This is a genomic window from Kitasatospora sp. NPDC004614 (assembly GCF_042873675.1).
GTDB lineage: Bacteria > Actinomycetota > Actinomycetes > Streptomycetales > Streptomycetaceae > Kitasatospora.
Genome location: NZ_JBIALR010000006.1, coordinates 172,766 through 185,179 on the forward strand (window position 1 = coordinate 172,766; position 12,414 = coordinate 185,179).

A 12,414-nucleotide genomic window follows, 5' to 3' on the forward strand; every position below is an offset into this window, starting at 1 on the left:
ACAACTCTTGCGGGCGGTTCACCTGTCCGACGGGAGCCGGACGACCTGCGGCCACCTCGGCGCCCGAGCCTGTCCGCATGAAGGTAATCGTCGTAGGAGCTGGCGTGCTGGGCACCATGCACGCCTGGCAGGCCGTCGAGCGCGGCCACGAGGTCGTCCACATCGAGCGCGAGGCCGAGGCACGCGGCGCGTCCGTCCGCAACTTCGGACTGGTCTGGGTCAGCGGACGCGCCGCCGGTGAGGAACTCGAGGTCGCGCTGCGCGCCCGCGAACTCTGGGAGCAGATCGGCGCCCGCGTCCCCGGCCTCTGGTTCCGCCCCAACGGCTCGCTCACGCTGGCCCGCACCGAGGCCGAACTCACCGTCGCCGAAGCCGCCGTGAAGCTGCCCGACGCCGCCGCCCGCGGCTACCGGCTGCTCGACGCCGACCAGGTCCGGGCCGTCAACCCGGCGCTGCGCGGCGACTTCCTCGGCGGCCTGCACTGCACCCGGGACGGCGCCGTCGAATCCCGGGTCGCCCAGCCCGCGCTGCGCGCCGCGCTGGAGGCCACCGGCCGCTACACCTTCCTGCCCGGACGCGAGGTCCGCGAGGTGGTCGGCACCGCCGCCGTCCGCGACGACCACGGGCAGCTGCACCAGGGCGACCAGGTCATCCTGTGCACCGGCGCCTGGCTCGGCGGCCTGGTCCGCGAACTCGCCCCCGACCTGCCGGTGCGCCGGGTGCGCCTGCAGATGATGCAGACCGACCCGCTGGGCGAGACGCTCACCACCTCGGTCGCCGACGGCGACTCGTTCCGCTACTACCCCGCCTTCATCGGCCCCGAGCTGGACGCGCTGCGCGCCGGCCAGCCGCAGCCGCCGGTCGCCGCCGAGCACAAGATGCAGCTGCTGATGGTCCAGCGCAAGGACGGCGGACTCACCATCGGCGACACCCACGAGTACGACCAGCCGTTCGGCTTCGACGTGGTCGAGGACCCCTACGAGCACGTCGCCGAGGTCGCCGAGACGCTGCTCGGCCGCCCGCTGCCGAAGATCCGCCGCCGCTGGGCCGGCGTCTACGCCCAGTGCCTGGACACCACCCGGGTGGTGCACCGCCAGCAGATCACCGAGGGCACCTGGCTGGTCACCGGCCCCGGCGGCCGCGGCATGACCTGCTCGCCCGCCATCGCCGAGACCACCGCCGACCTCGCCGGCCTCTGACACCTTCGATCGCATAGGCAGAACATGACCACGCACGATGTGACCCTGGTGGTGCTCGACATGGCCGGCACCACCGTCGCCGACGACGGCCTGGTGGAGCTCGCCTTCGCCGCCGCCGCCCGCTCCCAGGGCGTCGAACCCGGCAGCCCCGAGCACGCCGGCATGCTGGCGCACGTCCGCGCCACCATGGGCGAGTCCAAGATCTCGGTCTTCCGTCACCTGTTCGGCGACGAGGACCGCGCCCAGGCCGCCAACCTGGCCTTCGAGGCCGGCTACGACAGCCTGGTCGACGAAGGCCGCTGCGAGGCGCTGCCCGGCGCTGCCGAGGCGATCGCCGAACTGCGCGGGCAGGGACGGAAGGTCGTCCTCACCACTGGCTTCTCCCGCACCACCCAGGACCGCATCCTGGCTGCGCTCGGCTGGGAGTCCGTCGCCGACCTGACGCTGTGCCCCGCCGACGCGGGCCGCGGCCGCCCCTACCCCGACATGGTGCTCACCGCGCTGCTGCGCACCCGCACCGACTCGGTCCGGCAGGTCGCGGTGGCCGGCGACACCGGCTACGACATGCTCACCGGCACCCGGGCCGGCGCGTCCGTGGTGGCCGGCGTGCTCACCGGCGCCCACGACGAGGCCCGGCTGCGCGCCGACGGCGCCACCCATGTGCTCGGCTCGATCGCCGAGCTGCCGGGGGTGCTGCTCGGCTGAGGTGCTGTACGGCTGACGTGCTGTTCAGTGGCCCCGGGGCGGTGACGCCCCGGGGCGCGCGGGGGCCAGCCCGAGGGCGCGCGTGGGATGGCCCGATGGTTGTTCGCGTGCTTATCTGACGGTATGTCGCTCTCACTGAGGTCGGTCGGCCTGCTCACGCTCGGACTGGCGCTGGCCGCCGGCTGCGGATCGCCCGCCAAGAGTCCGTCCCCGAGCCCCGCGACCGGCAGCGCCGAGCCGACCACGAACGCGCAGCCCACCAGCCCGTCGCCGTCGCTCTCGCCGACCGCCTCGCCGTCGCCGACCGCCTCGCCGACCGCCCAGCCATCGGCGGCCGCCGCCGACCTCGCCGGGCAGCGGATCGTCTACTCCTACCCCGGCACCACCCCGCCCGCCGCGCTGCTGCAACGCATCCGCGAAGGCCGGGTGGCCGGAGTGATCTTCTTCGCCGAGAACGTCGGCAACGACCCGTCCGTGCTGCGCACCGCCGTCAGCCAGCTCCGGCAGGCCGAGCAGCAGGCCCCGCACCCCCGGCCGCTGCTGCTGATGACCGACCAGGAAGGCGGCCTGGTCCGGCGACTGCCCGGCGGGCCCGCCCAGTCCGCGAAGGACGTCGGCCGGGCCGCCAACCCCACCGCCGCCGCCACCGCGACCGGCGGCCAGGCCGCCGCGACGCTCTCCGGCTTCGGACTCAACCTCAACCTGGCGCCCGTCCTCGACGTCTACCGCACCCCCGGCGACTTCGCCGACAGCGCCCAGCGCTCGTACAGCACCGACCCCGCGGTCGTGGGCAAGCTCGGCTCCGCGTTCATCAAGGCCCAGCAGGGCGCCGGCGTCGCCGCCACCGCCAAGCACTTCCCCGGCCTCGGCAGCGCCCCCGCCGGAGCCAACACCGACGAGGAACCCGTCACCCTGAACGTCTCGGCGGACCAGCTGCGCACCGTCGACGAACGCCCCTACCAGGACGCGGTCGCCGCCAACGTCAAACTGGTGATGCTCTCCTGGGCGATCTATCCGGCCCTCGACCCCGGCACCCCCGCCGGGATGTCCGGCACCATCGTCCGCGACGAACTCCGCGACCGCCTCCACTTCCAGGGCGTCACCGTCACCGACGCGCTGGAGGCCAAGGCACTCGACCCCGTCGGCGGCACCGGCAAGCGTGCGCTCGCCGTCGCGGACGCCGGAGTCGACTTGATCCTGTGCTCCGCCCGCGACGTCAACCAGGGCGACCAGGCCGCGACGGCCCTGGCGGGCGCGCTGGACTCCGGGGGCCTGGACCGGGACGCGTTCACCGCCTCCGCGAACCGGGTGGACGCGCTGCGGGACTCGCTCAAGTAGCGGGCGGCGTAGGCGGGTTCAGCGTTCGGTGGAGGGCAGGTGTCCGGCTGCGAGGCGGCGGCGGAGCTCGCGGAGCTGCTCGTCCGAGGCCGGCGGCGCGGACGGGACCGGAAGGATTTCCTCCCGGCCGTCGTCCGGAAGGTCCGACCAGGCAGGGAGACGGCCGGTTGCCTCGCGGTGCAGGATGGCGAGTCGGCGGCGGGCCGTCGGTGTCGACGGCGGGTTGCGCTCGGGATCGGGCCAGACCAGCAGCTTGAGGCGGCGGGCCGGGTCGCGGAACTGCCGTTCGAACGCTTCGAGTTCGGGCCAGGTCAGCGCGTCGTCCAGGAAGTTCCACCGGCCGACCTGGGCCGCGTGCATCCAGTCGTGGTACGCCTTGGCGAAACGGCGGCGGATCGTCAGGTCGGTCGGGTAGCTCGACACCAGGCCGCGCAGCCGCCGCCGGGCCAAGTCGTCCCGGTGCTCGCGCAGGTCGGTGTCGACCTTGGCCAGGGTGGACTCGATGCTCACGGCCCGGATCATTGCCGCCCGGGGGCGGCTGGTCAACCGAGTTGGTGCAGGACCAGCGCGATCAGGGCCGCGCCGGCGGTGACGAGCAGCGTCAGGCGGAAGGCGGCGACGTACATCGGCATTCCGGGCGGGGGTGGCGCGAACTTGGGCCGCGGTGACGGCTGTTGGGGCGGGACCGGGCGCGGGGGCGGGGGCGGGTTCGTCGTCGCCGCGTCGTCCGGGTGGTCGGGCCAGCTGGGTGGGGTGCCGGTGGCCTGGTGATGGAGGGCGGCGAGTCGGCGGCGGGCGAGCGGGGTCGGCGGCGGGTTGTGCTTGGGGTCGGGCCAGCGCAGGACGGCCAGCCGGCGGGACGGGGCGCGGAAGCGGCGTTCGAAGGCGAGGAGTTCGTCCGTGGTGAGCGATTCGTCCAGGTAGTTCCACCGGCCCGACTCGTCGAGGTGGCCGATCCGGCGGTAGTGCTCGGCGAGGCGGTGGCGGAGCGCCAGGTCGGTCGGGCGGCTCGTCAGCAGGCCGAGCAGACGTTGGCGGGCCAGGTCGGGGCGGCCCTCGCGGGCGTCCTTCTCGGCTCTGGCCAGGGTGGATTCGGTCATTTGGTGGACGCTTTCACAGGAACCGGAGGACGGTGGTGATCGTGCCGATCACGGCCGGGGAGAGGAGGGCGGCGGCGGTGATCAGGCAGGTGGGGAGCAGGAGGTCGTGGGGTTCGGGCCCAGGGCCCCGGTCCTCCAGGGCGATGTACAGGTCGGTCCAGGTGACCGGGCCGCCGTCGCCGCCGACGGCGGACTCGCGGAGGGCGGGCTCGCGGAGGGCGGGCTCGCGGAGGGCGGGCTCGCGGAGGGCGGTAAGGCGGGCGCGGGCCGTCCCGGTCGGGGCGTGGTTCTCGGGGGCGCGCCGGCAGAGGGCGATCATCCGGCGCGGCGGATCCGGGTGGCGGGCCTCGAACGCCGCGGTCTCCGCCGGGTCGGCGGACTCGTCCAGGAAGTTCCGGCGCCCCGCCTCGGCCAGCTCGCCGTACAGGCGGTACACGGCGGCCGGCCGGTGGCGCGCCGTCAGGTCGGTCGGGTGGTCCGCGATCAGGCTGCGCAGCCGCTGCCGGGCCATCGGGACGCGGCTGGCAGCCAGATCGGCGTCGGCGCGGGCGAGGGCGGCTTGCAGGGGCATGAGGGGATGCTGGCCGAGTGGCGGCGGGGCGGTCAACTCGGTTTCTTTGCAGGTCAGCGGGTGGACCGCGGGTTGGTCGGGTGGTGCGGGGGTGCTCGGGGAGCGGTGGTGCGGGGGTGCTCGGGGAGCGGTGGTGCGGCGGTCAGTGGCTGGAACGCAGGTTGAGCAGGATCACGCCGGCGATCACCAGGGCGATGCCGCACCACTGGAGACGGCCCAGCGACTCGCCGAAGAAGGTGGCGCCGATGGCCGCGACCGCGGCCGTGCCCGCGCCGGACCAGACCGCGTACGCGACGGAGACCGGTATGTGCTTGAGGGCGCGGCCCAGCAGGTAGAACGACAGCACGTAGCCGACGGCGACGGCGAGGCTCGGCCACAGGCGGGAGAAGCCGTCGGTGAGCTTGAGCAGACTGGTGGCGCAGACCTCGCTGGCTATCGCGAGGGCGAGCAGCAGATACGGCATCAGGACGCCGGGGCGGCGGTGAGGGAGCCGAGGAGCGCGAGGTCCGCGCGCTCCAGGCTGTCCAGCACGGTGATGCCGTCGCTGGCCGGGATCGGGACGGTGGACGGCACCGCGAGGACGGCGCAGCCGGCGGCGTGCGCGGAGGCGACACCGGTCGGGGTGTCCTCGACGGCGACGCAGGCGGCCGGGTCAAGGCCGAGACGGTCGGCGGCGGCCAGGTACGGGTCCGGGGCGGGCTTGGTGCGGGGGGTGTCCTCGGCGGCGAGAGTGGTGGCGAACCAGTGCGGGCCGAGAGCGCTCAGCACGAGATCGACGACGCGGCGCGGGGACGCGGAGACCAGGGCGGCTGGGATCCGGGCCTCCTGGAGCGCGGCGAGCAGGGCGAGGGCGCCCGGGCGGGGCACGATCTCGGCCTCGACCTTGGCGGCGAAGGTGTTGTTCAGGTGCTCGACGAGGTCGGACTCGGCGCGGGCGGTGCGGCTGGTGCGGTGCAGGTGGGCGGCGGTGTGCTCGACGGCCTGGCCCAGGACGTCCGGCAGGTCGGCGTCGGTGAGGGTGAGGTCGAGCTCGGCGGCGAGTTCGGCCGCGGCCTGCCACCAGAGGTGCTCGGTGTCGACCAGGGTGCCGTCCATGTCGAACAGGACGGCGGCGGGGTGGGTTGCAGGCATGGCGGTACCTTACGTGGCTCATCGGGCAACGCGACGTGTCGCGGTGCGAGGTGACGCGGTGCGGGGCGGCGGGACGCGGTGCGGGGCGGCAGGTGGTTGTCGGAGGGCGGCTGCGGCTCGTTGCCTTCCGCTTCGCGCAGTTCCCCGCGCCCCTGCGGGGCGCGGAACTCTTGAGAGCGAGGAACGGAGAGGGCGCTACGGGGCGGCAAGTGGGTGTCGGCGGGCGGCTGCGGCTCGTTGCCTTCCGTCTCGCGCAGTTCTCCCCCAGCCCTGGCGGGCTGGGAGGTGCCCCCACGCGCCCCTGCGGGGCGCGGAACTCTTGGGGGCGAGGAACGGAGAGGGCGCTACGGGGCGGCAAGTGGGTGTCGGCGGGCGGCTGCGGCTCGTTGCCTTCCGTCTCGCGCAGTTCCCCGCGCCCCTGCGGGGCGCGGGATTTCAGTGGCACTGACGCTCAGGGTGCGGGACTTGGGCGCAGGACGACGGTGCCCTGGCGGGACGTCAGGATGCGGCCGGGGCCCGGTCGACGAGGACGGGGCGGGTGGGGAGGGTGAGGGTGGCGTGGGTGCCGAGGGGGAGGGTGGCGGCGGTTTCGGTGGGGAGGTCGGACTTGATTTCGGTGCCGTCGGGGAGGCGGACGGTGAGGCGGGTGACGGCGCCGAGGAAGGAGGCGGCGATGACCTGGGCGGGGCCGTCCGTCGCGGGGGTGAGCTGGACGTTCTCGGGGCGGACCAGGACGTGCAGGTCGCCGTCGGCGGGGAGGGTGCCGTCGACGGGGTGGCGGCGGCCGAGCACCTCGACCTGGCCGTCGGCGGTGCGCACGCACGGGATGCGGCTCATGGTGCCGACGAACTCGGCGACGAACGCGGTGGCCGGCCGGGAGTACAGCTCGGAGGGCGTCGCGCACTGCTCGAGCCGGCCGGCGCGCAGGACGGCGACCCGGTCGGCCATCGAGAGGGCCTCTTCCTGGTCGTGGGTCACGAACAGGGTGGTGATGCCGAGTTCCTGCTGGAGGCGGCGGATCTCCTCGCGCAGCGAGAGGCGGACCTTGGCGTCGAGGGCGGACAGCGGCTCGTCCAGGAGCAGGACGCGCGGCTGGAGGGCGAGCGCGCGGGCGAGGGCGATGCGCTGCTGCTGGCCGCCGGACATCTGGTGCGGGTAGTGGTCGGCGCGCTGCGGCAGGCCGACGAGTTCGAGCAACTCGTGGGCGCGCTTGCGGCGTTCGGCCTTGGCGGCGCCGCGCATGCGGAGGCCGAAGGCGACGTTGTCGGCGGCGGTGAGGTGCGGGAAGAGGCTGTAGGACTGGAACACCATGCCGGCGTCGCGCTTGTGGGCGGGGATCCGGGTGATGTCCTCGCCGTCGACCAGCACCTCGCCGGAGTCGTGGGTCTCGAACCCGGCGAGGATGCGCAGCGCGGTGGTCTTGCCGCAGCCGGACGGGCCGAGCAGGGCGAGGAGTTCGCCCGGGTTGACCGTGAGGTCGAGGCCGTCGAGGGCGGTGGTGGCGCCGAACTGCCGCCGCAGCGAGCGGAATTCGACGGTGGCGCTGGTGCCGGTGGCTGCGGTGGGGGCGGCGGTGGCGGTGCTCATGGGTGGTGGTCTCCGGGGAGGCTCAGGAGGCGGTGGCGGTCTTGTGGCGGCGCTCGCGGCCGGCGGCGGCCAGCAGGAGCAGCAGCACCCAGGTGATCAGCAGGCTGAGCACGGACACCGCGACGGACATCTGGCCCTGGCTGTTGCCGACCGAGTAGATCCACACGGCGAAGGGCTGGTAGCCGAGGATCGAGGCGGTGGTGAACTCGCCGAGGACCATGGCCAGGGTGAGGAAGGAGGCGTTCAGCAGCGCGCCGCGCAGGTTCGGCAGGATCACCTGGACGACGGCCCGCGGCCAGCTCGCGCCGCAGTTCCGGGCGGCCTCGACCAGGGTGCGGACGTCCACGGCGCGCAGGCCGGAGTCAAGGGCGCGGTAGGCCAGCGGCAGCGCCATCAGCACGTACGCGATCACCAGGACCAGCGGGAACTCCGGCTGCTGGATGAACACGAAGGTCTGGAAGAACGGGGTTTCCATCAGGTAGTCCGGGCCCCAGCGGAGCACGCCGATCAGGCCGGCGGTCAGCGCGACCGGCGGCACCACCAGCGGCAGGGTGCAGACGATTTCGAGCACCGGGCGGAGCTTCGGCGAGCCGAGCCGGACGGCGATCATCGCGGGCACCAGCAGGAGCAGCAGCACCACCACGGTGACGGCGGCGAGCTCCAGGGTGAGCAGCAGGCTGTCGGTGAAGCCGGGGGCGGACAGCAGGCCGGTGTAGGCGTCGAAGGTGATGCCGCCCCGGTTGTCGATGGAGAACCACACCGACGCGGCCATCGGGATCAGGAAGTACAGGCCGGCCAGCAGCAGGACCGCCCCGCGCCAGACCCGCAGACGGGAGATCAGCTGAGCCATCGGGCACTCCGGCGCTGGAGGGGCAGGTAGACGGCCATCACCAGGACGGCGACGATGATCATGTCCAGGCTGAGCGCCAGCGCCAGGTTGCCCTGGCCGGTCAGCACGTTGCCGGACAGCGCGTCGGCGATCTGGCGGCTGATCAGTGGCACGGTGGCGCCGACCATCGCGGCGGCGGTGGCGTACGCGGCGAACGCCGAGCCGAACAGCAGCACGAAACCGCCGAGCAGCGACGGGAACAGGATCGGCAGGGCGACGTGCCGCCAGTACTGGAGGCTGGTGGCCCGGTTGTTCTGGGCGGCCTCGCGCCACTGGACCCGCAGGCCCTCCAGCGCGGGGGTGATGGTGAGCACCATCAGCGGCACCAGGAAGTACAGGTAGGCGACCGTCAGGCCGGTGAAGCTGTACAGCGACCAGCCGTGGTCGGTCAGGTGGAACATCTTGGTCAGCTCGCCGGCGTTGCCGAGGGTGGCGACGAAGGCGAACGCCAGCGGCAGGCCGCCGAAGTTGGCGAGCACGCCGGAGGCGGTCAGCACCGCTTCGCGCAGCACCCGGAACCGGGAGGTGAGCACCGCCTGGGCGATCGGCACGCCGACCGCGGTGGCGATCAGGGCGGTGAGCGCGGACAGCTTCACGCTGGAGACCAGCGCCGTCCAGTAGGCGCCCTGCACCGAGTCGGTGAGGTTCGCGGTGGTGAACGAGCCCGCGCCGGTCTCCGCGTCGCTGGAGACGGTGAACGCGCCCGTGACGATGGCGATGGCCGGCAGGCCGAAGCCGATCAGGAAGAAGGCCAGCAGCGGGACGGTGGCCAGCCAGGACTTGCCGCGCAGCAGGCGGCGTCCGGCGGCCCCAGGGGTGGAGTTCAGCGGGGTGGGGGCAGGGGAGGTGATGGCGGTGTCGGTGGCCACCGGGCCGCCGCTGAGGTCAGCGGCGGCCGGGGCCGGCACCGGGGTGGGAGCCGTGGTCATGTCGGTGATCAGCCCGCGATCGCCTTGGCCCAGTTCTCGGTCACGACCTTCTTGGCCGCGTCGATCTGCTCCGAGCTGGGGAAGGTGGTGAACGGCTTCTCGACGAGCGGCAGCTTGGCCGCCGCGGCGGCGTCCAGGGTGCCGTCCTTCTTCATCGCGTCGAACAGCGCCGGGGTGGCGTAGCCGCCCATGAAGCCGTTCTGGCCCTCGGCGGAGTACAGGTACTCCATCCACAGGCGGGCGGCCGCCGGGTGCGGGGCGTCCTTGTTGATGGCCTGGTTGTAGAACTGGGCGTAGGAGCCGTCCGAGGGGATCGACACCTGCCAGTCGACGCCCTTGCCCTTGAACTCGTCGGTGTAGCCGGCGTTCAGGTACGACCAGTCGATCGAGATCGGGGTCTCGCCCTTCTCGACGGTCGCCGGGGTGGACTCGACCGGGTTGAAGTTGCCGGACTGCTTCAGCTTGGCGAAGAAGTCGATGCCGGGCTGGACGTTGTCCAGCGAACCGCCGTTGGCCAGCGCCGCCGCGTACACGCCGCCGAACGCCGAACCGGACTTGGTCGGGTTGCCGTTCAGCGCGACCTGGCCCTTGTACTCGGGCTTGAGCAGGTCGGCGAAGGTCTTCGGGCAGTTGGCGACCTTCTTGGCGTCGCAACCGATCGAGACGTAGCCGCCGTAGTCGTTGACCCGCAGGCCGGCCGCGTCCTTCATGGTGTCCGGGATCTTGTCGAACGACGCGACCTTGTACGGGGCGAGGATGCCCTCCTTGGCGGCGGACAGCGCGAACGCCGAACCCAGGTCCAGAGTGTCGGGCGCGCGGTCCTGGCCCTTGCGGGACTTGACCGCGTTGATCTCGTCCTGGCTGGAGCCGTCCGGGTTCTCGTCCTCGATCTCGATGCCGTACTTCGCCTTGAAGTCGTCCATCAGCTTGCCGTAGTTGGCCCAGTCGCGAGGCAGGGTGATGACGTGCAGCTTGCCCTCCTTCTTCGCGGCGGCCACCAGGCCGTCCATGCCGCCGAAGTCGGCCAGCGAGGTGGCGGTCTTGGCGTTGCCCGAACCGCCCTTGGCGTCACCGGACTTGGCGGCCTGGCCGGCGGAGCCGCAGGCGGAGAGGGAGAGCGCGGCAGCGGTCAGCACGGCCGCGAGGGCGGCGGCGCGGTGGCGGTGCACGGTCACGGGAGGGTCTCCTGAAGGAAGTGGAGCTGCAGAGATCACGAGAGGTGTTCGGTGCGCGGCGCGGGATGTGTCGGGTAGTGACACGTGTCGGGTCCTGGCCAAGTTGGCCAGCCAACTTCCGTCGCCCGAGGTAAGTACGCCCGAGGCCGGTGACGGGAAAGTGAACGGACGGCCCAGTGCAGGGGGCGGCTGTCGGAACGGTCGCGCCCGGCGCCGGACGGTGCGGTGACAGCGGCTACAGTCAATGGTGTACGCGCGATCACAGCGCGGACACGGCCCAATCTCCTTACCAGGCAAGGGAAATCGACGCACGTGGCATCCGACCAGGACAGCGCCGCCGGCTCGCTCTACCGCAAGGTGGCCGCCGACCTGCGCGAAGCGATCACCTCCGGCTCGTTCGGCGACGCCGGACGACTGCCGGCGGAGGGTGCCCTCGCCGAGCAGTACGGCGTCTCCCGCGGCACCGTCCGGCAGGCCCTCGCCCTGCTGCGCGCCGACGGACTGGTCACCTCCCGCCGCGGCACCCGCCGGGTCGTCCTCGGCAGCGCCCGCGTGCAGTCCTTCTCCGAACTGCTCTCCTTCACCCACTGGGCCCGCTCCATGGGCGAAGAACCCGGCGGCCGACTGGAATCCATCGTCCGCCGCCCCGCCGACGCCGCCGAACGCGAACAACTGCGCCTCGAACCCGGCACCGAGGTCTACGCGATGCTCCGCCTGCGCACCCTCTCCGGCACCCCCGTCATGGTCGAACGCACCGTCTACCCGCCCCGGGTCGGCGAACTCGTCGCCCAACTGCCCCCCGACGCCGTCTCGCACACCGAACCGCTGCGCGAACACGGCATCCTGTTCAGCGACGCCGACCACACCATCGACGTGGTCGGCGCCAACGCCGACGACGCCCGGCTGCTCGGCTGCCGGCGGGGCAGCCCGCTGCTGCGCGAGAAGCGCCGCACCACGGACCCGACCGGCACGCCGGTGGAATGGTCGCAGGACCGGTACCTGCCCGGGACGGTGGCCTTCTCCATCCACAACTCCCTTGCCTCGTCGGCACTTTCGCGGCACGCGCGGGAGAACGACTGATATTCGGATGCCTGCGGCTCCGCTCGCGGGGCACTATCGGCGGATGACCGACATCACCCGCATCAGCCCCGCCGAACTCCACCCCACCGCCGGCTACGCCCACATCACCATCACCGAGACCGGCCGCACCGCACACCTGGCCGGGCAGTGCCCGCTCGACCGCGACGAGCTTCTGGTCGGGGAGGGCGACCTGTTCGCCCAGATCGACCAGGTGGTGGCCAACTCGCTCGTCGCCCTGGCCGCAGCCGGCGTCGGCCCCGAGCGGGTGGTCCGCTCGGTGATCTACGTCGTCAGCGACCGGAGCGAGGAGCTGGGGGCCGCCTGGAAGCACCTGCAGGACGGCCCGCTCGCCCCCGCGTTCGCCACCGCCAGCACGCTGCTCGGCGTCGCCGCGCTGGGCTACCGCGGGCAGTTGGTGGAGATCGACCTGACGGCGGCGCTGCCCTAGCGAGCCGGCGCGGCGGCCTCGTCCTGGCGCTGGCGCCTCGCGCTGGTGCCTCGTGCTGGTGGCGCGGCCGCTCGCACGCGTCGCGGCGACCGTCGTGTTCCGGGTGGCTGTGGGCTCACCCCCCCGGGGCGTCGTCCCGGGGGTGGACCGGACGCTGCCGCGTACGCCCGCACGGCTACGTCAGTGGACTGACGTGCCGTCATGTCCGGGGCCGCAAGATGGAGTTGTCGCCGTCCGGGCCGCTTCCCGGCCGCCCGCCTCG

General features: G+C 73.1%; 14 protein-coding genes. 5 read left to right on the plus strand and 9 right to left on the minus strand.

What is annotated here, in order from left to right; genetic code table 11:
* Nucleotides 1-77: 77 nt before the first annotated feature.
* The 3 genes from ACFYST_RS16190 to ACFYST_RS16200 all read left to right on the plus strand — a co-directional run bounded on the left by ACFYST_RS16190 (nt 78) and on the right by ACFYST_RS16200 (nt 3,242).
* The gene (locus tag ACFYST_RS16190; protein ID WP_387862808.1) at nt 78-1,199 is read left to right on the plus strand and encodes a TIGR03364 family FAD-dependent oxidoreductase; all 1,122 of its coding nucleotides are present in this window, start codon (nt 78-80) and stop codon (nt 1,197-1,199) included.
* A 24-nt stretch (nt 1,200-1,223) separates the two neighbouring features.
* Nucleotides 1,224-1,904 (plus strand): phosphonatase-like hydrolase, encoded by a 681-nt coding sequence (locus tag ACFYST_RS16195; RefSeq protein WP_387862810.1) that lies wholly within the window; start codon nt 1,224-1,226, stop codon nt 1,902-1,904.
* Between the two features lie 123 nt (nt 1,905-2,027).
* Nucleotides 2,028-3,242, plus strand: a complete 1,215-nt coding sequence (locus ACFYST_RS16200) for a glycoside hydrolase family 3 N-terminal domain-containing protein (protein WP_387862812.1) — start codon at nt 2,028-2,030, stop codon at nt 3,240-3,242.
* 18 nt (nt 3,243-3,260) lie between these two features.
* Here ACFYST_RS16200 and ACFYST_RS16205 read toward each other — a convergent pair whose 3' ends face one another.
* The 9 genes from ACFYST_RS16205 to ACFYST_RS16245 all read right to left on the minus strand — a co-directional run bounded on the left by ACFYST_RS16205 (nt 3,261) and on the right by ACFYST_RS16245 (nt 10,624).
* Entirely contained in the window at nt 3,261-3,752 is a 492-nt protein-coding gene (locus ACFYST_RS16205; RefSeq protein WP_387646339.1) for a DUF6584 family protein, read from the minus strand.
* Nucleotides 3,753-3,784: 32 nt separating this feature from the next.
* Entirely contained in the window at nt 3,785-4,342 is a 558-nt protein-coding gene (locus ACFYST_RS16210) for a DUF6584 family protein (RefSeq protein ID WP_387862815.1), read from the minus strand.
* A 13-nt stretch (nt 4,343-4,355) separates the two neighbouring features.
* Nucleotides 4,356-4,913 (minus strand): DUF6584 family protein, encoded by a 558-nt coding sequence (locus ACFYST_RS16215; protein ID WP_387862818.1) that lies wholly within the window; start codon nt 4,911-4,913, stop codon nt 4,356-4,358.
* Between the two features lie 142 nt (nt 4,914-5,055).
* The gene (locus tag ACFYST_RS16220) at nt 5,056-5,376 is read right to left on the minus strand and encodes a DMT family transporter (RefSeq protein ID WP_387646332.1); all 321 of its coding nucleotides are present in this window, start codon (nt 5,374-5,376) and stop codon (nt 5,056-5,058) included.
* Complete coding sequence (locus ACFYST_RS16225; protein ID WP_387862821.1) at nt 5,376-6,044, minus strand: HAD family hydrolase; 669 nt, start codon at nt 6,042-6,044, stop codon at nt 5,376-5,378. Before ACFYST_RS16225 ends, ACFYST_RS16220 begins: the two co-directional genes overlap by 1 nt.
* A gap of 498 nt (nt 6,045-6,542) precedes the next feature.
* The gene (locus ACFYST_RS16230; protein ID WP_387862824.1) at nt 6,543-7,631 is read right to left on the minus strand and encodes an ABC transporter ATP-binding protein; all 1,089 of its coding nucleotides are present in this window, start codon (nt 7,629-7,631) and stop codon (nt 6,543-6,545) included.
* Nucleotides 7,632-7,653: 22 nt separating this feature from the next.
* Nucleotides 7,654-8,481: an ABC transporter permease gene (locus tag ACFYST_RS16235; RefSeq protein WP_387646325.1), complete on the minus strand. Its 828-nt coding sequence runs from the start codon at nt 8,479-8,481 to the stop codon at nt 7,654-7,656.
* Nucleotides 8,469-9,449, minus strand: coding sequence for an ABC transporter permease (locus tag ACFYST_RS16240; RefSeq protein WP_387646323.1), 981 nt, complete (start codon nt 9,447-9,449; stop codon nt 8,469-8,471). Before ACFYST_RS16240 ends, ACFYST_RS16235 begins: the two co-directional genes overlap by 13 nt.
* Before the next feature lie 8 nt (nt 9,450-9,457).
* Nucleotides 9,458-10,624 carry an ABC transporter substrate-binding protein gene (locus ACFYST_RS16245; RefSeq protein WP_387646320.1) on the minus strand — a complete coding sequence of 389 codons (1,167 nt, stop codon included), beginning with the start codon at nt 10,622-10,624 and terminating at the stop codon, nt 9,458-9,460.
* A gap of 312 nt (nt 10,625-10,936) precedes the next feature.
* Here ACFYST_RS16245 and ACFYST_RS16250 point away from each other — a divergent pair, with 312 nt between their 5' ends.
* Nucleotides 10,937-11,704 carry a GntR family transcriptional regulator gene (locus ACFYST_RS16250; protein WP_387646318.1) on the plus strand — a complete coding sequence of 256 codons (768 nt, stop codon included), beginning with the start codon at nt 10,937-10,939 and terminating at the stop codon, nt 11,702-11,704.
* A 43-nt stretch (nt 11,705-11,747) separates the two neighbouring features.
* Nucleotides 11,748-12,152 (plus strand): RidA family protein, encoded by a 405-nt coding sequence (locus tag ACFYST_RS16255; protein WP_387862826.1) that lies wholly within the window; start codon nt 11,748-11,750, stop codon nt 12,150-12,152.
* The last annotated feature ends 262 nt before the right edge of the window (nt 12,153-12,414 follow it).

Coding starts and splice junctions, on each gene's coding strand:
- ACFYST_RS16235 (WP_387646325.1), bottom strand. CDS start 8,481: ATGGCTCAGCTGATCTCCCGTCTGCGGGTCTGGCGCGGGGCGGTCCTG.
- ACFYST_RS16215 (WP_387862818.1), bottom strand. CDS start 4,913: ATGCCCCTGCAAGCCGCCCTCGCCCGCGCCGACGCCGATCTGGCTGCC.
- ACFYST_RS16220 (WP_387646332.1), bottom strand. CDS start 5,376: ATGCCGTATCTGCTGCTCGCCCTCGCGATAGCCAGCGAGGTCTGCGCC.
- ACFYST_RS16200 (WP_387862812.1), top strand. CDS start 2,028: ATGTCGCTCTCACTGAGGTCGGTCGGCCTGCTCACGCTCGGACTGGCG.
- ACFYST_RS16255 (WP_387862826.1), top strand. CDS start 11,748: ATGACCGACATCACCCGCATCAGCCCCGCCGAACTCCACCCCACCGCC.
- ACFYST_RS16195 (WP_387862810.1), top strand. CDS start 1,224: ATGACCACGCACGATGTGACCCTGGTGGTGCTCGACATGGCCGGCACC.
- ACFYST_RS16225 (WP_387862821.1), bottom strand. CDS start 6,044: ATGCCTGCAACCCACCCCGCCGCCGTCCTGTTCGACATGGACGGCACC.
- ACFYST_RS16240 (WP_387646323.1), bottom strand. CDS start 9,449: ATGACCACGGCTCCCACCCCGGTGCCGGCCCCGGCCGCCGCTGACCTC.
- ACFYST_RS16210 (WP_387862815.1), bottom strand. CDS start 4,342: ATGACCGAATCCACCCTGGCCAGAGCCGAGAAGGACGCCCGCGAGGGC.
- ACFYST_RS16230 (WP_387862824.1), bottom strand. CDS start 7,631: ATGAGCACCGCCACCGCCGCCCCCACCGCAGCCACCGGCACCAGCGCC.
- ACFYST_RS16190 (WP_387862808.1), top strand. CDS start 78: ATGAAGGTAATCGTCGTAGGAGCTGGCGTGCTGGGCACCATGCACGCC.